At 53.0% G+C, this 23,064-nt stretch carries 23 protein-coding genes and 1 pseudogene; 6 read left to right on the top strand and 18 right to left on the bottom strand.

Annotation, left to right across the window (positions count from 1 at the left end):
• On the top strand, positions 1–222 hold the full coding sequence (locus ACXADZ_RS00785; protein ID WP_475191949.1) for a hypothetical protein: 222 nt from the start codon (positions 1–3) through the stop codon (positions 220–222).
• A 328-nt stretch (positions 223–550) separates the two neighbouring features.
• On the opposite strand, the gene ACXADZ_RS00780 is transcribed toward ACXADZ_RS00785, so the two are convergent.
• The 11 genes and pseudogenes from ACXADZ_RS00780 to ACXADZ_RS00730 all read right to left on the bottom strand — a co-directional run bounded on the left by ACXADZ_RS00780 (position 551) and on the right by ACXADZ_RS00730 (position 10,525).
• Positions 551–1,270, bottom strand: coding sequence for a methyltransferase domain-containing protein (locus ACXADZ_RS00780; protein ID WP_475191946.1), 720 nt, complete (start codon positions 1,268–1,270; stop codon positions 551–553).
• A 205-nt stretch (positions 1,271–1,475) separates the two neighbouring features.
• A pseudogene (locus tag ACXADZ_RS00775) lies at positions 1,476–1,634 on the bottom strand (IS3 family transposase); the annotation flags it as partial.
• A 77-nt stretch (positions 1,635–1,711) separates the two neighbouring features.
• Positions 1,712–1,879: a hypothetical protein gene (locus ACXADZ_RS00770; protein ID WP_475191944.1), complete on the bottom strand. Its 168-nt coding sequence runs from the start codon at positions 1,877–1,879 to the stop codon at positions 1,712–1,714.
• Positions 1,880–2,134: 255 nt separating this feature from the next.
• Positions 2,135–3,187, bottom strand: coding sequence for a glycosyltransferase family 4 protein (locus tag ACXADZ_RS00765; protein WP_475191941.1), 1,053 nt, complete (start codon positions 3,185–3,187; stop codon positions 2,135–2,137).
• On the bottom strand, positions 3,184–4,716 hold the full coding sequence (locus ACXADZ_RS00760; RefSeq protein ID WP_475191938.1) for an ABC transporter permease: 1,533 nt from the start codon (positions 4,714–4,716) through the stop codon (positions 3,184–3,186). The genes ACXADZ_RS00765 and ACXADZ_RS00760 overlap by 4 nt, the downstream gene beginning before the upstream one ends.
• Positions 4,717–5,463 carry an ABC transporter ATP-binding protein gene (locus ACXADZ_RS00755; protein ID WP_475191935.1) on the bottom strand — a complete coding sequence of 249 codons (747 nt, stop codon included), beginning with the start codon at positions 5,461–5,463 and terminating at the stop codon, positions 4,717–4,719. It abuts the gene before it with no gap.
• 15 nt (positions 5,464–5,478) lie between these two features.
• The gene (locus ACXADZ_RS00750; RefSeq protein ID WP_475191931.1) at positions 5,479–6,474 is read right to left on the bottom strand and encodes an ABC transporter substrate-binding protein; all 996 of its coding nucleotides are present in this window, start codon (positions 6,472–6,474) and stop codon (positions 5,479–5,481) included.
• The gene (locus tag ACXADZ_RS00745) at positions 6,471–7,376 is read right to left on the bottom strand and encodes a lysylphosphatidylglycerol synthase transmembrane domain-containing protein (protein WP_475191930.1); all 906 of its coding nucleotides are present in this window, start codon (positions 7,374–7,376) and stop codon (positions 6,471–6,473) included. The genes ACXADZ_RS00750 and ACXADZ_RS00745 overlap by 4 nt, the downstream gene beginning before the upstream one ends.
• A complete protein-coding gene (locus tag ACXADZ_RS00740) occupies positions 7,373–8,893 on the bottom strand; it encodes a sulfatase-like hydrolase/transferase (protein ID WP_475198443.1) in 1,521 nt (506 codons plus the stop codon). The genes ACXADZ_RS00745 and ACXADZ_RS00740 overlap by 4 nt, the downstream gene beginning before the upstream one ends.
• 89 nt (positions 8,894–8,982) lie before the next feature.
• Positions 8,983–9,663: a CDP-alcohol phosphatidyltransferase family protein gene (locus ACXADZ_RS00735; protein ID WP_475191929.1), complete on the bottom strand. Its 681-nt coding sequence runs from the start codon at positions 9,661–9,663 to the stop codon at positions 8,983–8,985.
• Positions 9,664–9,781: 118 nt separating this feature from the next.
• Positions 9,782–10,525, bottom strand: coding sequence for an endonuclease/exonuclease/phosphatase family protein (locus ACXADZ_RS00730; RefSeq protein ID WP_475191927.1), 744 nt, complete (start codon positions 10,523–10,525; stop codon positions 9,782–9,784).
• Between the two features lie 73 nt (positions 10,526–10,598).
• Between ACXADZ_RS00730 and ACXADZ_RS00725 the strand changes: the two genes are divergently transcribed.
• The 4 genes from ACXADZ_RS00725 to ACXADZ_RS00710 all read left to right on the top strand — a co-directional run bounded on the left by ACXADZ_RS00725 (position 10,599) and on the right by ACXADZ_RS00710 (position 13,550).
• Positions 10,599–11,231 (top strand): YceI family protein, encoded by a 633-nt coding sequence (locus tag ACXADZ_RS00725; RefSeq protein WP_475191925.1) that lies wholly within the window; start codon positions 10,599–10,601, stop codon positions 11,229–11,231.
• 608 nt (positions 11,232–11,839) lie between these two features.
• On the top strand, positions 11,840–12,283 hold the full coding sequence (locus tag ACXADZ_RS00720; protein ID WP_475191920.1) for a thiol-disulfide oxidoreductase DCC family protein: 444 nt from the start codon (positions 11,840–11,842) through the stop codon (positions 12,281–12,283).
• The gene (locus ACXADZ_RS00715; protein ID WP_475191915.1) at positions 12,283–13,134 is read left to right on the top strand and encodes a methyltransferase family protein; all 852 of its coding nucleotides are present in this window, start codon (positions 12,283–12,285) and stop codon (positions 13,132–13,134) included. The genes ACXADZ_RS00720 and ACXADZ_RS00715 overlap by 1 nt, the downstream gene beginning before the upstream one ends.
• Before the next feature lie 17 nt (positions 13,135–13,151).
• Positions 13,152–13,550: a DUF4149 domain-containing protein gene (locus ACXADZ_RS00710; RefSeq protein WP_475191911.1), complete on the top strand. Its 399-nt coding sequence runs from the start codon at positions 13,152–13,154 to the stop codon at positions 13,548–13,550.
• 11 nt (positions 13,551–13,561) lie between these two features.
• Here ACXADZ_RS00710 and ACXADZ_RS00705 read toward each other — a convergent pair whose 3' ends face one another.
• The 3 genes from ACXADZ_RS00705 to ACXADZ_RS00695 all read right to left on the bottom strand — a co-directional run bounded on the left by ACXADZ_RS00705 (position 13,562) and on the right by ACXADZ_RS00695 (position 16,668).
• Positions 13,562–14,881, bottom strand: a complete 1,320-nt coding sequence (locus ACXADZ_RS00705) for an ABC1 kinase family protein (RefSeq protein ID WP_475191909.1) — start codon at positions 14,879–14,881, stop codon at positions 13,562–13,564.
• Positions 14,882–14,887: 6 nt separating this feature from the next.
• Complete coding sequence (locus tag ACXADZ_RS00700; RefSeq protein WP_475191906.1) at positions 14,888–15,361, bottom strand: DUF427 domain-containing protein; 474 nt, start codon at positions 15,359–15,361, stop codon at positions 14,888–14,890.
• Positions 15,362–15,549: 188 nt separating this feature from the next.
• Positions 15,550–16,668 carry a pyridoxal phosphate-dependent aminotransferase gene (locus tag ACXADZ_RS00695; protein ID WP_475191903.1) on the bottom strand — a complete coding sequence of 373 codons (1,119 nt, stop codon included), beginning with the start codon at positions 16,666–16,668 and terminating at the stop codon, positions 15,550–15,552.
• 41 nt (positions 16,669–16,709) lie between these two features.
• Between ACXADZ_RS00695 and ACXADZ_RS00690 the strand changes: the two genes are divergently transcribed.
• The gene (locus tag ACXADZ_RS00690) at positions 16,710–17,465 is read left to right on the top strand and encodes an N-acyl homoserine lactonase family protein (RefSeq protein ID WP_475191899.1); all 756 of its coding nucleotides are present in this window, start codon (positions 16,710–16,712) and stop codon (positions 17,463–17,465) included.
• Positions 17,466–17,513: 48 nt separating this feature from the next.
• Here the strand turns inward: ACXADZ_RS00690 and ACXADZ_RS00685 are convergent, their stop codons facing one another.
• From ACXADZ_RS00685 to torC, 4 genes are all read right to left on the bottom strand, one after another.
• On the bottom strand, positions 17,514–18,242 hold the full coding sequence (locus ACXADZ_RS00685) for an SDR family NAD(P)-dependent oxidoreductase (RefSeq protein WP_171133840.1): 729 nt from the start codon (positions 18,240–18,242) through the stop codon (positions 17,514–17,516).
• 552 nt (positions 18,243–18,794) lie between these two features.
• A complete protein-coding gene (locus tag ACXADZ_RS00680; RefSeq protein WP_475191894.1) occupies positions 18,795–19,376 on the bottom strand; it encodes a molecular chaperone TorD family protein in 582 nt (193 codons plus the stop codon).
• The gene (torA, locus tag ACXADZ_RS00675; RefSeq protein ID WP_475191891.1) at positions 19,373–21,838 is read right to left on the bottom strand and encodes a trimethylamine-N-oxide reductase TorA; all 2,466 of its coding nucleotides are present in this window, start codon (positions 21,836–21,838) and stop codon (positions 19,373–19,375) included. The genes ACXADZ_RS00680 and torA overlap by 4 nt, the downstream gene beginning before the upstream one ends.
• 10 nt (positions 21,839–21,848) lie before the next feature.
• Positions 21,849–23,036, bottom strand: coding sequence for a pentaheme c-type cytochrome TorC (gene torC, locus ACXADZ_RS00670; protein ID WP_475191888.1), 1,188 nt, complete (start codon positions 23,034–23,036; stop codon positions 21,849–21,851).
• Positions 23,037–23,064: the final 28 nt, after the last annotated feature.

Genomic DNA, 23,064 nt, shown 5'->3' with positions numbered 1-23,064 from the left:
ATGGCTTCCCATACAATGTCGCCCAGCATCTGGACCGTATTTGGTGGACTGTTCGGTTGGACCAAAAGAGCCTTCCCCGAAAACCAGAAATCGCGGCTTTCGGACAATGATCTTCACTCGGAACGCGACTATATAAAAGAGGTGATCTGGAATAATCCGGACGCGTTTTCGAGTGAGCTGGACGTTCAGAACATGATGAGTCTGTATCCAGAAAGGTTCTGAAAACACTTGGTGACAATCGGCCGAACAGGGCGATTAGATCACGCCAAATACAGCTGCAAGCTGGAAGTGACAGCCACGCACCTGTGTTGTCGCCATTGAGTAAGTACCAATACGAGACCTTCTGTCATTACGCCTATCGCTGCGGTCGTTCGAACGTCTGATCAATGCCTGCACGTCTGGCACTTCCTTGGGACTTCACCGACGACAATTAAGTATGGACAAAAGATTTGCAGCACCTGTTGGGGCGCCTGTGACACCAATGGGGGTCTCTTGAACCGCGACTTTCATGAAGCCCGCGAAAGAACCTAGGCCGATTTACTTAGCTCAATCACCCCTTTTTGCGCACCACGACGACAAATTGGGTCATCGAAAAGAAGAAGCGTCCAGTCCTTGCAAGGCTGAGCTGCTCATCAAACCACGATTGCGCAACTGCGGGATCAACATGGTCATTTGCGACAGTGTATTGCTTCATGAGGTGCATCATCATGATTGCGAGGCCATCAGGCTTTAGCTGGTGATCTGTCATTGTGAACGACAAGACATCTTCCACATGGTCGCCGCGAGCCTTTATTAGTGCAGGCAGTCTTTCCGGGACGGAGCCACTCACAAAGTGCTGGTTCCAGGACGTCAGCATCTTTTGCATTCTGTCGGGCTCATCGCTGAACCAAATCAAGCTCCCAAAGTGTAGATCGCTGATGACGAGGCGCCCGCCGGGTTTGACGCACCGCAGCGTGTCGGACAGTGCACCGTCTACGTCTTCGATGTACTCAAAGACCTGTACCGAGACGGCCTTGTCAGCACTCTCATCCTCAATGGGCAAACTATTTGCGGCACCAGCACGAAACTCCACGTTTGCGTAGTCACTGCACCGTTCTCTTGCTGCTGCTGTCATATCCTCGCTTGGGTCGATCCCGATGACATAGCCACCCGAGCCAACTGCGCGCGCCAACTCTGCTGTTAACATCCCGTTGCCACAACCGACGTCCAAAATGGTCTCACCGGGAGCAGGGCGCAGCGCATCAAATGAAGCCTGTCTTCGCCGCGTCAATTCAGCTCCTTGATAGGCGATTTCAAGTAATCTCGTTGTTTCAGCGTCAAACTTAAGCAACTCGCTCCCCTTACAAAGACCACAAGTCTACAAACCTTATCAGAAAATGGGGTATCTACGAAAAGCAGGACGGATCGTTGAGTCTTGAGCATGGATCCACCAACAATAAATGATTGCGCCGACTTGATCCGACGAATGATTTAACCTCGCGACGGCACAGTGCAGCAATGCTTTCCTCGCCCCGCAGGCCCGCCAGGACGACCCTGATCTTCTCTTCAGCAGAGTAGTGCTTGCGCGTTTTGCGTTTGATACCCCTGACCAACTTGTCAGCGGCATCCTTCGATGTTCCGGATTTCTTGTTCATCTTCGCTCCATAATGGCTTCGATGAACCAGAAATCCTCCGTTGCTCAAACCCTAAATCTGTCCGGTGGGTGCTGACGTCAGACACGTTCTGCGACGCGGCGGAACATCTCATGCGCACCGAGCCAATGCTTGGTTTTTTCTTTGAAACCCGGATGGGCTTCCCAGCTGTCGCGGGGGTATTGGTCCAAGAGAAACCGCATTTCTTGAGGCATGTCATCTTGGCGAATGGTATATGTATCGAGCATCGGTTGTCTCCTTTCAGGCCAAAGATGGGAGGTCGGGCAACTGCTCGCCACTAGCGAGAACGCACAGTCACTATGCGTCAGCGAACCCCCGCAAATCCGATACCGTACAAACCGGCTATCGCGCGGTTCAAGGTTTTGACGTCGTGTCGGATGAAATCTTTAAGGTCTCTACGGGTAAGCACGTCTTTTGCCGCTGAACTGACCGCCAAGACAGTGTGGCCAAAAAAATCTTGGTGAAGCCCTTGCTTAAAAGCTCTATGATTTGGTTTTCTCGGCGAGTGATTTGATTACGCAGGCGAATGTTCCCGCGGTTTCACGCCACGTTGGTAGAGACTGCGACATCAAGTCTGACAGTCTTCCCAAGCGTGCTCGTGTTCCTTGGTCTTTGAGAAGCAAACGCAGAGTAGCTCCAAAGGCCAGAGCGTCCTCGGGTGGCAGCAGAATTCCCGCGTCACCGACTGTTTCAGGGACAGCACCCACGTTGCAGGAAACGATTGGAAGTCCGAACATCATTGCTTCGCCAAGAACCATTCCGTAGCCTTCGTACCGGGTCGCAAGCGCGAAAAGGGTCGCCGAGTTGAACAAATCGTTCAACGGAACTTGGTCCAACTCGCCGGTGAAGGTCACGCGCTCGGTTAGACCGAGGGCCTTGGACTGAGAGTAAAGCTCTATCGCGGTGTTTTTGTCGTGTTCCTTGCCAACGATAACAGCCTGCCAGTCCAAGTCCTTGATTGTATCAAGCGCACTTAGAAGAGTGTCATGCCCTTTGCGGCGGGCCAACAGGCCAACTGACAAAATCAAAGGCGGACGCTTCGCCTGTTTACAGACAACCGGACGATCAAAACCTGGGGGTGCGACAGTTATCAGATCCGGTTTCGCAGCGAATTGGTTGACCAGCACGCGCGCAGTTTCTGGACTTGGAACGATAATATGTGCGGCGTGCCGAAGAGCTGCGGCTTCGTTTTTGAGCAGAAATTTAGCCCGTTCCGTCGGCAAACCAGTTTCTAGTCCAAGGGGGTGGTGTATCATCGCAATTATAGGGGCGCTCACCTGCGCCAAACCCTCTGGGTCGATGGAGCCAAAAACCAATCCATCAAGGATAACCGGGCGTTTCCCGGGTACGGCGCGCAGGGCGTTCAGTGCCACTGCCATATCGTCCTGCGTTGGGTCGGGAAATCGACTCGGTAGTTTCAGGTGTTCGGTCTTGCAACCGATCTCGTTAAGAACCCGCAATACGGTGGCTTCGTAGATGAAACCGCCGGTGCGCCGGTCTTTGTCACCGGGGATTGCAAAAACAGCTTCTGTCATACCACTTGCTCGCTCGCATAAACGCGCAGAACCCGCTTTTCGCACCATGCAACTCCAGCGTATGCTGTGACTGCCGCAAGACACAAAAGGACAACGCAAGACCACAGCATATTGTAGTTTGATGTACTCGCGGTCAGTGCCATCAACACGCCTATGCCGCGCCCGGTTGCCAGCCACTCAGCTGTAGTGACAGCCAATAGCGCGGCTGGCACTGCCATGCGGGCTGACGCGAATAAAGCGGGCAACATGGCCGGGATTTGGGCGCATCGCAGTAGCTTCAAACGGCCGGCACCATAGCTTTCAAAAAGATCCACGATTTGCGTTGGAGCCTGCCGTAAACCCTGCAGGCAGGCAACAAGAGTTGGGAAGAACACCATTACAGCGACAATTGCAACGGTTCCGGTAAAGCCGCGCCCAAATGCCAGAACCAGCAAAGGCGCAGTTGTGATGATCGGCACGGCGCGCAATGAAATGGCGGTCGGCATAATCGCCCGCGCCACTGGTGGCCAAAGCGTTAAAATCACGGCCAGCCCCGCACCAAGGGCCAAACCGGCGAGATATCCGGGTATCGCATAAGTCAGGGTTTCGCCAAGCGCAGTTAGCAATGTGTTCAGGTTCGTAGTGTTGGAAACGAAGGTCCAAATATCCGCTGGTCGCTTCGCGAAGAACGAGTTCAGGTTGAACAAATCCATCAATCCCTGCCACAGAACCAAAACCATGGCAGACAGAAATACGATACCGAGTATATGAGTAGAGAGCGCGCGCTTTTGACCAACTCTGGGCGTCGATAGTAGGATTGTCGGTGCATGTGGCGTCAGTTTGCTTTTGAGCAGACCAACGCACGCATACCCGAGCATAGCCAGTGATGCGGAAATAGCCGCCAGCGCCCAGGTCGCATCCGTTTGAAGACCGCGCATGGCCCGCAAGGTTAAAACACCTAACCCTCGCTCGGCGCCTGTGAATTCTCCAATCATCGCACCCAGAAAGGCAGCTGGCGCCGCGATCTGCAATCCCACAAACAGGTAAGGCAAGCTGGCTCTGAATCGCACAACGAATAGAGTCGACAGGCGGCCCCGGCCGTAAACAGTCATCAAATCTGTCCAGCTTTGTGAGATCGCCCGAAGACCCACTACCAAGGCCAGGAATGTGGTGTAGTAAACAGCCAGTGCCGCCAAAGCGATCTGTGGGCCAGCTCCGGGCCCGAACAGGACCCGTAAAATCGGGCCGCTCGCGATCAGCGGAATGCAGAACACTAGAAGCGCGAGCGCCGAAATTACCCATTCTGACTTCGGGACCAAGATCACGAAACAGGCCAAGGCCACCGCCGCAAGGTTCCCCCAAAAGAACCCGAGCGCGGCATTCCTTAAGGTTTCGGTCGCTGCCCTGAAAAGTAGCCCAGAATGATCATTGATATACTCCGCGATATCAAATGGTCCACTGATCAACATGCTGTCTGGCTGAACGTGCGCCAAGCCTTCCCAGATTAGAAGCATAAGCAAGACGCCCAGCATGATACGTCCCGGTGCCACCTACTCATCCTCCTCCAACGCGGTCAGTACTTGCGTCACAAAAGCGCGAAAGTCTGGTGAAGTTGCGGGTGAAAACGTGCAGTCTCGGTTAATCTCGACCTGTATATCCGCGAGGATACGCGCAGGACGAGATGACAGCACGATCACGCGATCTGATAGCAAAACCGCCTCTTCCACGGAATGCGTAACGAGAAGTGTTGTCGTTTGGCGCTCGCGCCACAATGGCGGGAGCTCTTGATTCAATCGACGTCGCGTGATCGCATCGACGGCCCCAAAAGGTTCGTCCAACAGCAGAACCTCTGGCTCAGATATCAGGCTGCGCGCGATTGCGGCGCGTTGGCGCATACCACCTGACAATTCAGCAGGCCGATGCTCGGCAAACCCGTCCAGCCCGACAAGATTGATCAGGTCATCTACGCGATCCACCGGTTTGCGAGCGAGTTCCGCACCCAATGCGATGTTGGATCTTACGGTTCGCCATGGCAGCAGCGATGCGTCTTGAAACGCCATAGCAAGCCCCCCACGACGGGCGACCTGTTTTGGTGTTTCACAGCCAATCGTGATGTGCCCCGTGTCGGGTGTTTCCAACCCGGCTATCATTCGCAGAACCGTTGATTTCCCGCAGCCAGATGGGCCGACCAATGCCGTCGTCTGTCCGGACTGAAATTCAATCGTAAGCTCTGACACCGCCTCTGTGCGATCAAAACTCTTTCGGATGCTGCTGCACGAAATTCCGGCCGTGGTCACGCGTCAACCCTCGGGTCAGCCATACACCTCTTCCAGCAGCGATCTGTCCCAGAGGTCAGGAGTGACGGTTCGACCTAACAGCGCTAGTGTTTCGACATTCGCCGCAACAGTCTCCTCGGTAAACCACCCGAACCCAAACTGGGCGGTTAAGTCCGAGAACATCAGCGGCACTTGCCGCGCTGCTTGAAGTCTTTGCGCGGCGAGATCCAGACCTGCATCAGGGAACATTTCTAGCGTCAACTCGGCGGCGGCGTCGGTGTCTTTGTGATAATCCTTCCACCCCATGACTTCGCCTTTCAGTAAAGACACAAGCTCTGCGCGTCTTTGGGCAAGTGAGTCTTGGGTGGCGATATAGGTTTGAGAATGCACGGCATAACCGTAGTCGGCCATTAGCATTGTGGTGTTGTCAACGCCCTGCACAGTCATGGCGACGGGCAAATCTGTTTCCCAGCAAAGCAAGCAATCCACCTGGCCGCTGACTAACGGCGCCGGGTCATATTGGGTGGGGACAATTTCAATTTGGTTTATGTCTATCCCGTTCAATGTGCACAAGGCTTGCAAGACGGGCGTATTCGCGACGGCCATACCAATCTTCTTGCCGATAAGGTCTGCGGGTTCGTTTACCGGGTTGGCCGCAAGCGATGCAATCGCGAACGGATTCTTTTGCATTGCAACGGCGATAATTTTGAACGGCGCGCCTTGCGCCACAGCGGCGGCGGTATAGTCCGCAGCTGATATCCCAACCAAAGCAGTTCCTGAAACCACGGGCGGCTCGACAGGCGCGTTTGGACCGCCTTGGGCAAGTGAGACATCCAAACCTAGATCGGACCAATACCCTTTGTTTTTCGCAATGTAACTTCCGCCAAACTGAACGGAATGCAGCCACGACAGCTGGAAATTTACAGGTTGTAAGTTAGCCGCTAGTGCCGGCAACCCTGATGCAGAGGCGGCAAAACCGGCTGCGCCGGTTTGAAGAAAAAAACGGCGCGTAAGATGGGCGGGCTGTGTCATAGTGAATCTCTTTTCCCTGTTGTTAGTTGCGGTTCAAGCGATCTTGGCCACAGCAGAATTGCGACTGCTGGCAGCGCGGCGATCAGGATAACGGCACCATAGGTGACACCCGAAGCAACGCCCGCACTGGATGACGCCCCGATTATTGGAAATAAGGCAGCAGCGGCTCCTTCCCTCCAACCCCAACCACCAATCGACATAGGGATCAGCATGGCGGTCAAAACCAGAGGAATAATGATAAGCAAGCCGCCTGATGGTATGACAACCCCTACAGCCCTTGCTGATGCGTAGAATCCCAGTATCAGACATGTAGAGCTGACTAAGCCAAGAAAAACAAAGGCCGTTTGACGTTGTAGCCTGATCAAAAAGACAACGAACCTCCCAATTGATGGAAGGGCAAGTGATATAAGGCTCACCACGACTATAGCGGATAGCAACACAGCAAGAACTGTCATGCTCAGTTCAAGATGATCGAAGCCTGCGGGCCACACTAGCGCAGCACAGACGCCCAGAAAAAGGGCTGCCATGATTGCGATTTGCCCCAACAGCCGTTCCGCGAACACAGATTGAGCTGAACGTTTGAGGTCTGCTTTCTTCCTCGCCCGAACCGCACGGGTCAGATCCCCCGGAACACCGCCGGGCAGAATCATATTCACCAGCTGCGCGATATAGTACTCGCGCAGGGCAAAAGAGTAATCAAACCGAATATCCAACGCGTGCGCTGTAAGTTGCCATCGGAATGCCATCGAGAAGGTTGCGGCAGTTGTAGCAACAATCGAAAGCCCAACCCATTCCAGGCTAAGCATCCGCAGATGATCAGCGACACGCGCCAAATCCGTCCACCAAAGCAATGCGACAATCAACGTGATCGATACGACCAACCTGACCCAATACCGCTTCATTGCGACACCATTGCGGTTGAGGTCTTGTCAGAAAAGGCAGCGATAAAGTTGTCCCTAAAACTGTCCATTCGGCGAACAGGTACGTCGGATGCAGGGACAAGCCCCTCGGTCCAACGCCAATGCTCGATATGATCCAAGACTTGCGGGGGTCCGATTATATGAACAGCTACATCCTTGCTGTCACTGCCTGATACAAATCCAGCGGCCTGATGGTCCCCTGCGACAATGACCAGTGGTGCATCGTCGGCCAGTTGAAGAACATGAGAAAAGACGACCTGCAAAACATAGTCTACCGATCTGCGATACGCGTCCCGCACGGCATCCCGGTCTTTCCACAACACTTCAGGTGTCGGTCCCCGTAAGGCCATCTCATTGAAGACGGTGCCGTCGCCTACGTCCTGCCACGGGATTACATCTGCGATTGGTGTCCAAGGGGCATGTGAAGAGATCAAGGCGATCTGGACAAAATCAGGTCTCGGGTCTGGCGGCAAAAGATCGGGATACGCAGCCAGGGTGAATTGGTCGGGCATCGTGACCCAGCGAAAACTCTCGCCCGCATAGGGGATTTCGGCCTTGTCGAAAACAAGCTCAAACCCCATCGCCCGACTTTCAGGCCAGTCCTTTGTGATTGCAGGCATGACAGCGGCTGTCCGATACCCCGCCGCTCGCGCAATATGAGACAGCCATTTGCGCCCGCTGTCGATCATCGCCTGATAGCGCCCGTTATCGGCGGTCCACAAGCCGGACCCCAGGGTCCCATGTGCCAACCAGCTTTGTCCGCCTGCCGTTGGCGAGGTCAACCAACCGCTTTTCATGGCAAGGCCCGAACCCGCGATTTCCGCCTGAGCAGACCGCAGCGTTGCAAGATGCGTTGGCGCGTACAGCGGGTTGTCGAAGCTCGCGCGACCGTAGCTTTCAATCCAGATCAAAAACACATCCCGCCCATCAAGCTTGTTCAACAATCCGAACTGATTGGCATAGGTATCTAAACCTGCAGCCTTACGAAACTCGGTCAAATCCCTGATTGTTCTCTGTATTTCCTCAACGCGATTTATTGCTAAGCGAGAGGTCCAGGTGGTCCCCGGCGGGCTGTTTTCCAGTTTCCAGAAACTGAGGTGATGACCCGCATCCGCGACAGCCCATCCAGTGAAGCCGGCGCCGATCAAAGCTGCTGCCAATCCTGTTTTTGCATTTCGCCCAAGTGACGCCCAAGCGGCAAAGCCCTGGACTATTAAAACGTAAAGCAGGGCCAGCAACAAAATGGCAAATGACACTGCAAAAACAAAAACAACCAAACCAAGGCTATCACGGGTGAATGAGAAGCCTGCAGCGATCAAGGGCGTATCAACGACCGGATTAAACGGCCTGTCAAAAGCGCTAAACATTGCATAGTCGGCGAGCTTCAAAACAGCGACAGCCAACAAAGCCAGCGCGACCGCGTGTACGATGATCAAGCGCCGACCTAGCACCATCATTAGAAATAGTATCACGGGCAGCTCGAGAGGCCAGCGCAACACCGCGCTCCACCCAAAAGCGCTTGGATGGTTTGGCAGGGCTAGAACGGCAAAGACAGCTAAAGCACCCAAAACTAGGAAGAGTACCTGCCTCATTCAGCGCGCCCAAGAAGCCATTTGATGTCCACAAAGAAGGACCATGCGAGCAGTATCGCAGCCATAAAAGATATCGGCAAATATGCTGTTGTTGGCGTCAAGGGAAACAGGAGCGTGACCAAGGCACCGATTTGTATAACGCAAATTGCTTTTCGACGGAACGACTCGGGGAGTTCAGCCTGCAATGCGGGCAAAAATAGACTTGCTGCGCAGAAGGTGTATCGCATGAAACCAAGAACCAGAATTTCCAGGCCTGTTGTCCCTGATACCAAAAGCCACACAGAGAGGACCGCGCCTAACAACGCGTCCGTTTCCATATCAAACCTCGCGCCAAATCGGGATGTCAGTTTTGATCGCCGTGCCAACCAGCCGTCTACGCCATCCAATGCGAATGCTACTGTTGCCACCACAAATACCAGCCAAGGGTTCACGGTTGGCGCGACCACAGTGCCAGCCAAAAACGCGACCATTGCAGCACGGATTAGGGTTACAAGGTTACACAGACCCAACACTTCATAAGGATAGGTTCGACGCAACCCCGGGATCAGCAATCCGACGACTACCCCAAAGACGACCAAAGGGGGCAATGCGGAACCAAACGCCAGCAATGAGCATACTGCCATTGCAAGAGCAATGACCGCGCTGGCCATGCACAGGTTGGCAACAGGTGGTTCCACCTCCACAGGCCTTGTCGCGTTGTAAAAATCACCGCCAAACATAAACGTCACCCAATTGATCCTAAGAACAAATTAGCCCGCCAACGACCTTCGGGTAGCCTTGTGGGCAACCAACCGCTCACGTCCTTTTCCCAAGCTTAACAACGCCCGTCAAAGGCAAGTGATCCGAAGCCTGCACCAAAACCTCTGATTTTAGTGCGTGAACCTCTGAAATTGCGTCTGGAAAATCCGTCAAGATCCTGTCCAGGGGTAAAAAAGGCGCTCGGCTCGGGAAACTGGCTCGAGCAGGCCCTTGAAAGGCCGTTCCAGCAATCCGTTGATGAAACATCAAACCGCCCCAAGGCCGCCATTCATTGAAGTCGCCTAGCATGAGTGTTTGCATAGTTGGGCGACGATGTAAGTACTGCCCAATGGTACGCATTTGGATGATGCGCAACGGTTGCGACAAAGAGAGATGCATCGTCATTATGCGCAACGGATAACCGTCAACCAGCGTTTCGAACACTATAGCGCCCCGGTGGCAATGGCCTGGTAGATCAATCACATCTGCATGGGTGCGCTGAAACCTCTCGCCCAGAAACAGGATGCTTCCCAGAAATCCATCGCTCTGACTTCCCCAACGCAATGCGGGGGCGTCTTGTGTGTATCTAAGCCCCGTAAGCTCGGAGATGTTCTGCACGTCTACGATCCGAGCGTGCGGTCGACATTCCTCATCCGCTTCTTGCAACGCCAGAATGTCCAAACCCAAAGGCGCCAGTTCCGTCCCGATTGCGTTGGCCACACGCTTTGGATCGACCTGTCCATCTGGTCCCTTTGCGCGATGAATGTTCCAAGTTGCGCAGCGAATTGTGGAGTTGCTCATGTTTTTACGGCCTTTGTCCGTTTGCAACCTATATTGTTTATAACCTTGGCTACCACTCGGAGGTCTTCGTACTATGGCTTTTACGCGCTTAAAAACCGATCTCGGCCGCTTTGGCACTACAACGCGAACGATTGTAACCTCGGCTGCACTAAGTGCATATGCAATGGCGGCCAACGCCGATATGGCGCGGTATGAACTCGATCCAACGCACACGGCCATCTATTTCACAATTGATCACATCGGCTACGCAAAAATACTTGGTGTGTTCACAGAAGTGTCGGGCAACTTCTTTTACGACACTGAAACGCAAGAGTTGCGCGACGTAGAGGTTATGATCCAAGCGGCGTCCGTGAACACCTTCAACGACGCGCGTGACGGTCATGTTCGAAACCGAGACTTCTTGGATGTCTCGACGTATCCTGAAATCAAGTTTGTTGCGAACAGTGGCACAGCTTCGGACGACACCAGCGGAACTGTGACCGGAGAGTTGACGATCTTGGATCAAACTCTTCCCGTAACGCTGAATGTTACGCTAAACAAAGTCGCAGAATATCCGTTTGGCCATAAACGCGAAGTTTTAGGACTGTCGCTCGACACCGCCATTTTGCGCAGTGAGTTTGGGATGGATTACGGAGTCGCGAATGGGCTTGTTGGCGATGAAGTGACGATTAACATTGAGACGGAAGCAATCAAAAGCGACAAATGATTTTGGTAAACGAATGTGTTGCCAGCCAACAAATCGATCTTGCATGCAGTAAACTGCCTGGCTTCGAAAGGCAGTCCACCATTTTTTCATTTTTCCTTCGAACCCTGGTCACTAAACGACTGCCGCCCATTTTAGGTTTTGAGTCTGAAACTACCTCATGTTGATAGCGGCGAACCATAAATAATGCATTACATAGCTGAGAGCATGCGGACTAAACTCGGCCTACTGTGCTGAAGATTTCTGAGCAAATCGCGACAACAGAGTTTGGTGGTCGCGCAAGCATTGACGCTGATCAGATTTTGCAGGGCTACGAAAGCGATGAGTGCGGGATAAGCGGGGTGTAGCCACGTTTTGGGACAAACCGGTTGATGTAAGAAAGGGACGTACACCTATCTGCGCAAAGCCCAGTTTCTGCTCGAAGCCGTCATTGGCGCAATCCCGAAAAGTGTCTGCTCTGCGGAGAATTCTGCCGTTGAGTTTAGCTAGCTGCTCAGCAAGTTGCGGCCTCGTACCGCACCTGTTTGCGATAGCTACAACCTCGTTTCTTCAGTATTTGCTCTAACTTTTGACAAAGATCGGGTGCACCCCACTGGTAGAGGTCCAAGACGATGCACAAAACGGAACGAGTTGAGGTTGCAGTCAAATCGCGTAAAGCCGATCAAGCCTGCGCTACGGTTTACTACGACGGATCGTGCCCGCTCTGCTCAGTAGAGATCGGGCACTATGCCTCTTGTGAGGGCTCTGATGGTTTGCAGTTTGTCGACGTCTCAAACCCCAAGGTGCGTCTCGGTGAAGATCTAACGCGGCAAGAGGCAATGGGTCGGTTTCATGTACGACGAGCGGATGGAAAACTTGTTTCGGGCGCGCGCGGCTTCACAGAGCTTTGGTGCGCTTTACCCAAATGGCGTTGGTTAGCGCGTATCGCAAGGTTGCCAGGGATCTTACCTTTGCTAGAGCTTGCGTATCGGGGTTTCCTACCCTTCAGACCGATGCTCTCGCGGATCGCATCTTGGGTCGGAGCAAAGCCGGTCAACCAGAAAGATACGCTTTAATGATCAGCCCGGGCGATAGTCATTTCAAACGGCTGGTCTGGCTCGTGAAAGGGGTTTTCGAGCCCGCTCCTGGCATCGGTCGCATCACACTCGCCCTGTGTTTTGGGTTCCTCACGCACACCATCTTTGCCGCCGCCGTTCTTGCGATTGTGGTGGCCATGTTTTTTGGCATGAGCAAAAGCCTTGGAGCCGTGCCTTGGCCAACCGCCGCATTCGTCAACGCCATTTTGGTTCTGCAATTTCCGGTGACGCACTCATTCCTTTTGTCGGACGCCGGCAAGAAATGGCTCTCTAGCCTCGTCCCAAGTCCCCATGGCGCGACGTTGAGCACATCCACCTACGCAATCATCGCCTCGCTCCAACTGCTTGTGCTCTTTGCGTTTTGGACCCCCACAGGTGTCATTTGGTGGCAGGCAGAGGGTTGGGCATTCTACCTGATTAGCGCGCTTTATGCAGCGTCTTGGGGTTTGTTGGTTAAAGCCAGCTGGGACGCTGGGGCCGAAGTTCAATCCGGCGCGTTGGGTTGGATGTCATTAATGCGAAACGCCAAACCTGTTTTCCCAGATATGCCCACAACTGGTTTGTTCCGCGTGATACGCCAGCCAATCTACGTTTCCTTTGCTTTGACGCTGTGGACGGTGCCGGTGTGGACCCCAGACCAGCTTATTCTCGCTGTCGTGCTGACAAGCTACTGCCTTGCTGCACCGAAGCTAAAAGAGCGGCGATTTGAGAAGCTATTTGGTCAGCGTTTCCGAGACTATAGAGACAACGTTCCCTATGCGATCCCACGACGCGCCAGCAGCGTGAATCATTCGGCCAGGGAGTCGAGGCGATTTATGAGCCGTGACTAATCAAGGAATGAATACAAATGCTTGAACTCGCTTTGCTTATTACCGCGCTTATGTTTGGTGGAACGGTACTCTATTCTTTCGGTTTCGCGGCGTTTGTTTTTAACGCGCTCCCAGCGGAGGCGGCAGGATCGCTTATAAGGCGGGCCTTCCCCCACTTTTACCTGTTTGTCACGGCCACAGCAGGCGCAGCTACTATTCTGCTCGTCGCCAGAGATTCAGTGTCCAGCGCAATTATGGGAGTTATTGCTGTGACAACGGTGTTCGCACGGCAGGTTCTGATGCCCGCAATCAATAACGCTACAGACACAGGTGACACTCACCGTTTCAAGCTGCTGCACACGCTATCTGTCCTAATCACACTGGTTCATATCGGAGCCGCGGGTTTTGTAATTGTTCGACTTGCTGGTTTGGCGTGAATCTTGGCCGTTCAGATGACGTACTTTTCAAGAAGCGTCTTCACGGGTAGCGAGGCATTCAATCGAGTGGCCAACAGGAACATTCCCCCAATCTTTCGCTGGAGGTAAAGAACGTCCATTGGCACCTGGGGTGGGATATAGCCGGCCTCAGCCAAAGCCATGCCGTCTTTGTTCAGGCGTTGGGAAAGAGTTCGGTCAGAGAAATCAAATTCATTCGCAGATAGAATTGCTTCGAAAACGCTGCGGATCATTCCAAGGATCCTGTCGTCAAATGGGCCATCACCTTCAATAAGCTTCAGTTGCATGGCAGCCTTACGAAGCGCCGCACCGTCTTCAAGCAAACCGGCGCGCAACAGATCCATGTATCCATCTATTGCAGGTGGTCGCAATGCGCGTGCCGCGCCAAAATCCAAGAGACTGACTTTTCCATTGGATGGGTCGTATCGGTAATTGGCAAAGTTTGGGTCGCTCTGCATGATACCAAACTCGAAAACCTCGCGCAGCGTGAGATTGACCAATGCTTCTGAGACTCGATTGCGTTCCTCGCTGGTCGCATCACCCACGGCTTCGATAGGGCGACCTTCCAGAAAGGACATCGTTAGAACTTCTGGCGTGCTCCAATCTGGATAGAATTCCGGGATTTCAAACGCTTCATCATTCTGCAGGAGGTCAGCAAATTGGCGCAGGTGCTGTCCCTCACGTTCATAATCGGTTTCTTCATGCAGTTGACTGCGCGCCTCTTGGATATACGGATCCAGATCAAAGTTCTTCGGGAGTAGACCCGACATCCGAACCAGAGTCGCGACATTCGCAACATCGCTGTCGATACTACGAGCGATGCCCGGATACTGCACTTTGATCGCCACATCGCGACCGTCTTTCAATGTCGCACGATGTACTTGCCCGATGCTTGCGGCCGCTACAGGCCTTACATCTAAGGTTTGGAAGGATTTTCGCCAACCTGCACCCCAGGCTCGGTTCAGGACGTCACGCAATTGTTTCGGCGGCATGAAATGCGCCTGATCTCGCAGACGCGCCATGATGTCTGCCAGTTCAGACGGCAAGACCTCACCTGCATCCATCGAAATCAACTGACCCACCTTCATCGCGGCCCCTCGCATGCGAGCGAGTTGATCCGCAATGCGTGTCACGTTGCCGGGTGTCATCAACAAACCACGCATGTCGGGTCGCGCACCTCGACCGATCTCTCTTAGGGCGCGTGCTGCCATGTTCCCCGCAATACCTGCCGTCATGCTGCTTAAACCGGCGACACGGGCCAAACGGCTAGTAGGAACTGCCAAAGGGGTTGATGAGGATTTAGGGTCGGTCATCAATACTCACCAAAATTCAGTGCCCGGAGCGCCTTTTATGCGACCCTTCAAGTTTTCGGTGACCCAGCCTCCATAAAAGCCCCCGGGTTGCGGGATCACCCGGTACTCACCAACAAAACAAGCGTCCATAAGTCCGGCGTAAAAGGCGAGATAGCCCTTAATCTGTTCAAATCTGGTGGTTGGTGCAGCATAACTCCACGCAGCTTTCTTTGCCGCGGCCGCCCCGCTCTGAACGTCCCAGTAGCTCGCAACACCCTTCCACTCGCAGAATGATCTACCCGAGGCCGTCGTCAGAACGGCATCAATGTCTTGCGGCGGAATATAATACGTGGGGGCGTGATGGGTTTCGAGAACCTGAAACGCCTGATCGGTCTCCACGATGGTTTGACCGCCGAGTTCGATCCGCACCCGATGGGGTACAGCCCGTAGCGCAGGTGGTCGCGGATAGTCTTGGACGTTTTCAGTTGTCCAACCTGTCATTTCGAACCTTGGTTATGAATCGGTTGTTCCATCTTCGAACTAGCGTGCAACCAGCGCTATTCTAGCGGAAAAGCTGTCAGTACATGGCGGGTGAACTTGCACCATCAAGACGCTCAATGTCAGCTTTGATCGGGTAGCACTTTTTGACCGGCGTTGCAGGCCGAGAAGTCGAAATGAGTGTCTTAGCTCTACCAGTTCGCCAACAGTTCGCCCATGCGCTCTAGGCCAAGGTCAAGGTTGGCAGCAGCACCTCCCCCCACACCCAGTCGGATGTGGTTCCGCATCCCATAAGACGAGCCCGGTAAGAGAAACGTCCGATAGGGATCTGCTAGTAAGCGTTTGGCGAAAACATCGCCATCTATCCCATCGAGCCTTGCCAAACCAATCAATCCAGCCTGAGGTTTGACCCAATCGAGGCCGGGTTGATCGGCAACAAACCGATCCAGGCGTTCCAGCGTTTTCATCCCGGCTGCCCGCGCAGTTTTCAAAGCCTGGCTATATCGGTCAGGCCTTAAGGCGATTTCGGCGATGACTTCGCCGAGAATATTCATAATCTCGCTAGAGTTTTCCCGCAGAATGATGGCATCCCAAATCAAATCGGGATCACGGCAAACCATCCAGCCGGTTCGCAGCCCTTGGAGCCCCAATGCCTTAGAAACGCTGCCTGTCGTGATACCCCTAGGATACAAACCAGCAATCGAAGGGGCACGGGATCCGACCCACTCCAATCCTGCATAAACCTCATCAACAACCAGCCATGCGCCGACGCGATCTGCAATTTGAATAAGCCTTTCAAGCTCTGCTTGCGTCGTCAACTGCCCGGTGGGATTATTGGGGTTGGTTATAAAGATCAGTCGAGTGCGTTCTGTTACTGCGGCCTCAACTTTGTCGAGCGGCAATACCCAACCAGCACTCTCTTCCCGGTCGACAACTTTTAGCGTCGCGCCAACTGCCTCTACCAATACGCCCGCTTGTGGCCAGCCCGGGCGTTCCGTTACGACTTCGTCGCCCGGTTGGACCAATTGCATGAATGCAAGATAATTGGCTTCCGCGGCGCCGGCGGTGATCAGAACGTCGTCTGGCTTGCAAACATCAGACAAACCGGCGCGATCCAAGACATGTCGTCGTAAAGCAGGCAGACCCCGAAAACTCTTTTGGTTCCAATCCAACGGCAGCGCTGGATCCAGCGCATCCATGAACTCACCCAAACGCGGCGACTCTGACAAGGAAAACCCGACGAACGCATCTGGATCCGCTTCCGTAGTATCCAATAGGTATTGAAAAAGTGTGTGTATCTTGACTTTCATGCTCTACTCAAAATCCTTGTAGTCAATCCGGGAGAGATTCTGTGCAAGCAGAGGGATTTGTCAAAGGGCGACCGATTGACCTTGCGGTTTTGGACTACGGGCTGTTCAAGGTCCATTCCACTGGCCGCATAATTGGTATCTGCGGGTTTCTGATCCGGACAGATTTGGGAGAAGCAATACTCATCGATACCGGGTTCCCCGAAAAATATGCCACCGCCACTGACGCCGCAGTCAAAGAAGATCGATTGTTCGAGTTTGGTGAGGTTCTGAAGTGCGAACCAGACAATCTTCCATGCGCACAGCTGGCAAAACTTGGGCTTATTCCTTCAAACATTACACTACAGATTTGTACGCACACCCATATCGACCATATCGGTGCATTGGGCGACTTTCCAAGCAGTCCAATTCTTATCTCTGCTGCGGAGCGAGCCTTACCCCGCCCGTTGTACTGGGGCGATATGCGGCCTTTGGAATGGCCCGATCAGGATTACCTGCTTGTTGATAACGACGTAGAGATTGGGCCAGGTATCTTCGTTTTGATGGCACCCGGTCATGCGCCTGGTCAGATCGCGGTAATGGTCGATCTCCCGTCGGGGACGGTTTTACTAACCAGTGATGCGATTTCCCGACCAGCAGAAATCGACGAGAAGTTTGCCGGGTCTTGGGACGAGGATGCAGCGATTGCCAGCGCAGACAGGTTGATGCGTCTGGCATCCGAGCGAGATGCGTTCGTAATCTATGGGCATTGTCCAAAGCAATGGCCTGTCCTGAAAAAAGCACCAGAAGTCTACAGCTGATCCCACCCCATGAACCATTTTCCATAAAGGCAACGGTGCGCCTAGGAGTTATCTGACGTCGCGCCCTTGATTCAGGACAATCACATTCCCACTGGAGACATCACCAGCCGGCGAAATTAGAAAACCGACCCAAGCGGCGATTTGCTCGGGCAGCATCGCGCGGCCATGCGGCATAGCATTAATGGCTTTCTCCAAGACGTCCTTGGTTAAGACATTGAACAACGGTGTCTCAGTCATGGCAGGTGCCAGAGAATTTACACAGATTTTTTCCTGCGCGTATCGACGGGCAAGGTCTTTCGTAAGTGTATCCATCGCCGCTTTTGACGCCCGGTAATGGGGAGGGTCGAACACATCGAAATTGTAAGCTCCATTCGATGAGATATTTACAATCTTTTTGATGCCTTCGCGTTCCAACATCAACTGAACCGCCTGCTGGCAACAGTGGAATGCAGAGTTAAAGTTTATCGCCATCTGCTTTTCGAGTTCCTCGGGCGGAATGTGCGGAAAGTCAGACATGAAGCAGGTGCCCGCGTTGTTTACCAAAGCATCCAGACCGCCATGGGCTGTCTTAATGCGCTCAAACGTTTGAGCCACGGACAAAGGATCTGTTAGATCAACGGAAATAGGCGTGAAGTCCGAACTTAATTTTGATGCCAGCTCGACTAGGCCCTCTTCTTTGAGGTCCAGACCAATCACATGCAACCCGTTCGTCTGCAATTGGCGACAGATGGCCTGCCCCATCCCTCCCGCGGCGCCAGTCACAACCGCTGTTTTCATAACAAATCCTCCCACCTTGGTATGTTTTGGGATACTCCGAGTTAAAGCAGAAAACTCACAACCCTTTTTTCTGAAAACCGGGAAAGTCAATTCCGTTTGAATTCAGCGCACGTTAGTTTTGGGCTCAAGCTAGACTTTGCAAAGTCCGCTTTCTGCGCATCGCAGACCTTCGCGAGAATCCAAGGTTCCTTAGGGAGGCCCTTTGTGGGATTGAGCAATGCAAAGGGCCATAACCGCGACGACTAAGCCATAAACTGATTGAATTCGTCGCTAATGCAGACAAACGCGTAGCGCAAAACTATGGGCGAACTACGCAAACTTATGGGGTGCGCGAAGTGTTATGCGCAAACCTACACACGATGTAGGAGCGCTCATAACGCTGCATTGCCGACGTTGATTTCATTAAAGAAAATCTTGGGAATTCGCCCATAACTCTGCGCGGTATTTGCGCATAACTTTGCACGATTTGCCCAAAAGTTTGCACAGCTGCAATTGGATACTTCATTTAGTTGATCAGATTTCGCGAAACTGTCCCAGTTGACAGGTCGAAATCTATTTAGTTGCTTCCGAAACCAACATGCATTGTTCCACTACGGATTCTGTAAACGATACAAGTGACTGATAAAACGGAGCGGACCAAATATGCCCGTGCACCTTTGTCGCGAAGGCACAGTACCAAGGCAATATGTAGTCGGAAGCAAATTGTGCGGCGTCGATTGTCCCATGATGCCTTTCCAAACACATCGCGAGATACTCCAACATTACGGCGAGGTGATCAGCAGGCTCCGAAAAACCAGTGGCTACTTCTTTGCCAGCTTGCTTTAGCAGCAACTGCATTCTCCAATGAGGGGTGGACATAAGTGTCCCGTTCCCTTGCCACGCGGAAGCATAGAGCGGAGCGGCCTCCCTTCCACCAGAAAGAAAGACACTTCCATAGCTCGTTGCGAGCGTTTTTTGCGTTTGCAGCGTGTCGGACCAAGTCCTCATTTCTTCGATCAGTCGGTCTGCTTGGGGTAGATCACGCAATAGTTGGTCTGCGACACCATTGTGGCACGCGGCGATGGTTGCCGCGTCAAGTTCTTGGGCAAACGCATTCGACAGAAAGCGCATCAGTTCCGGAGAAACATCTTTCATATAGAAATCGGCCCACCAAAAGCGGTCACTAGTGGAACTTCTCCTTCAAACTTCTCCATCTCAACAATACAGGTATTGGCTGAAGTCGCTTGTGACAGTTTTGAAGCCCCTACATCCAATGTGACTGTGTTAGGGTCACCATACGTATCGAGGGCACCGGGTGTAGCGTCGACTGGCCCGTACCAAGCACCCTCATGAATGCGGATAACGCCGCGCGGATAATCTTCACTCAGAACCGCACCAGCAAGTAATTGACCACGATCATTGAAAACACGCACGATATCCCCGTCTTCAATTCCTCGTTCTGCCGCATCTTCTGGGTTCACATACACAGGCTCTCGATCTTGCACTGAATATGTTGCGCGATACGGGTCGCTCTCACACATTTGCGAATGAAGGCGTTGATCAGGGTGACAGGATTGTAGCCACAGCGGAAATTTTTCTGACCCTGGGCCTCCATGAGATCGCTCGATTTTTTCCATCCACTTAGGATGTTCGCCGCAATCATCGTAGCCATAATTACCAATAGTGCGGCTGGAGATTTCAATAAAACCAGAAGGCGTTCCAAGTGCGTTTATTTCCGGGTCTTCGCGGAAATCAGCGTGCCTGACCCAGGGTTCGCCCCTCTCAAACCGAACCATTCCCGTTTCCCAAAACTCTTCAAAGGGAGGCATCTCATAACTTCCCACGTTTGCATTTCGGGTCGTTTCATAGAGGCTCTCGACCCATTCCATTTCGTCCCAGCCGCGGGTGTATTCTTCTTCACGACCAAAGCGCTGGCAGAACAGAGAGAAGATTTTAAAATCGGTTTTCGAGTGGAACAGCGGATCGACCAGTTTCTTCATCGCAATCACGCCTGAGCGTGAGTATGAACCATAACTGTCGATATCGTTACGCTCAAATTGCGTACAGGCTGGCAGAACTAAGTCAGCGTGTCGACATGTAGCAGTCCACGCATAGTCAATCGCGACGATGGTCTCCAGCTTTTGGATAGCCACCCGCATCTTGTTGTGGTCCTGATGATGATGGAACGGATTACATCCGGTGAAAATGGCCATTCGGATGTCCGGATATGTAACCATATGCCCGTTGTGTTCTACCGTCCCGCCAGGATTTATCAGGCAATCAATCCATCTGGCGACAGGGATTGTACTGCTGGCACCAAGGAAGTTGTCATCCGTTCGCACGGGATCAACTCCAATATCCAAATTCAGAGGAAATGCTCCGGGCATGTTAGCGCCAGATGGTGCTACGCCAATGCCGCTATAGTGATGAGAATAACTGATACCACCGCCAGGAAGCCCAACTTGTCCTAGCATGGCTGCTATAATCGCGCCCATCCAATAAGGTTGCTCACCATGCTGTTGGCGTTGTACAGACCAACCGAAGATTAGCTGCGTTCGGTCTGATGCAAGCAGTCGGGCAAACTCCTTGATCTTATCGACTGGCACACCGCAAATTGGTGCTGCCCAGTCAGGCGTCTTTTCGACACCATCTTCCGCCTCGCCCATAACGTAAGCTATGAATGGTTCGAACCCGAGCGTATAGACGCTCAGGAATTCTTCATCATGCAGGCTTTCAGTGTAGAGCGTGTGAGCTAGCGCCAGCATGAAGGCAACATCCGTCATCGGGTTGATATAAAGCTGCTCTGCTCCGATGTGTTTTTGCGTTTTCGTACGCACGGGATCCACGCTGATCGCCCGGATGTTTCCCGCAGCGATTTTGTCCCGTAATTGATCAAAGTACTCAAAAGTTTCGTGCGTTTCGCATGTCCAGCCGACTTGCAGATTTTTAAGCGGGTCATTTGCCCAGAAGACAACAGTCTTGGCGTTGTCCAAGATGAGCGGCCAGCTAGTGCCTTGGGAGTATACTTCGGTGGAGCCCAGCACATAAGGAAGGATGGTTTGGCCGGCACCGGTCGAATAGTCGCCCGCTTTTTTGACATACCCGCCATACATCGAAACGGCGCGGTTCATGTGATTGATGCAGGAGTGGAACTGACCGGTCTGCCGCCAACCTGTTGCCCCGGCATACAGTCCAGAAGGTCCATGAGAAATCTGAACGCGCTCCATCTCTTCGAAAAACAAGTCTAGAGCCTCGTCCCAGGTAAGGCGAACAAAACGATTGTCGCCCCTTGTAGTCCGGTCAGCGTCCTTACGATTATCGAGCCATTCTGCACGAGCCATCGGGTAGCGGACTCGGGATGGCGAATAGATCAAGCCTTGGATGCCGTTCACCATATCGGTCGGGTGCGGATCGTCGGCGAGTGGGCGAACTTCGGTAACTTGCCCGCCTTTTACCAGGGCTTCAATTGCACCCCAATGTGAACCCGATGTTTTCCAAACACCGGCCGATGTCAACTGCTCGGCGCTGGCGGCGGCCGGTTTAAGAAGGCTGGGACCCAACAGTGCGGATAAGCCAGCCGCCCCAGTGCCTTTCATAAAATCACGGCGCGTGGACATTGGTTTCTCCTCAGTGAGAGCCGCCGTAATCGGCGGAATGCTTTTGCAAGTAGGTTAGTACCAAATTGGCCTGAGCTTCATCCATGTTTGTAAATCCAACCATACCATTGAACTGTGCGGGCCATGAGTTGGTGCCGAAGTGATCCGGATCGGGTTGTGCGTGGCACGTGGAGCAATTGGCAGCATAGCTTTCTTCAGCCACAGTCCAAAGCTCGTCTATCTCATCCACGTATCCTTGTTTGTCCGACCAGAGCGTTACTGTGACAGGGGCCCAATCAAGCCCCGTCGCTTCGTCAGTCTGAGGAGCGGAAGCCTTGACCAGCTCTGCGTTCTGAGCCGTATCCTTAGACAAAACGGCAACCCGAATATTATGCCCAAATTCGTCAAATATTACGCGCCCGAAGCCTTTGTCTTTTCGCCACGCCTTAAGTGCAACCTGAACGCGGTCACCACTTTCATCCAGAATTTCGACGGCAGCACCAAGTGTTAGGTTGCCAACCGGCTCTGCACCTTCGGCGCTGTCATAAACTGGGATGTCGCGAATTGCGAAGTAGTCCTCTCCGACGGATACACTGCCTGAATTGGCTTTGTTTTCGAGCTTGGCCATTGCTGGGCTGCCGACCGCTACATTGTCAGGCAGGTGATGGGCGATGCCTTTATGACACTCAATGCAGCCCGTATTCAATGCAGCAGCCGGCTCCATGTAAAACCGCGCTTCGGCCGACATGGCATCCCAATCCATGCTGTCATAGTCATGACAATTCCGGCATTCGAGAGAGTTATTTGCCTCCAGCCGAGCCCATTCGTGTTTCGCCAGTTCTGCGCGTCGCGCTTCGAACTTTTCACGGGTGTTTATGGTGCCAAAAGCGGCCGCCCATACTTCTTTCGACGCCTGCATTTTTCTGGCAACTTTGTTGGTCCACTCGTGTGGGACATGACAATCAGGACATGTGGCGCGCACCCCTGTGCGGTTCTCCCAGTGAACCGTAGATTGAAGCTCAACGTAAACATTGTCACGCATCGCGTGGCACGAAACACAGAACTCTTCTGTGTTGGTAAACTCCATAGCGGTATTAAACCCGCCCCAAAAAATTATCCCGGTAATAAAGCCACCAAGACTGATCACGCCAAGACTAATCGTTGTGGCGGGTCGCGAAACCGTATTCCAAAATGACGACAATGTGGACTTCAGAGACATGAAAACGTGCTCCTCGGTTCATTTTCTG

The organism is Ruegeria sp. ABM4_193 (assembly GCF_056158705.1).
The sequence above is the reverse complement of the archived record's forward strand: the minus strand, read 5'-3'. Positions and strand labels throughout refer to the sequence as shown.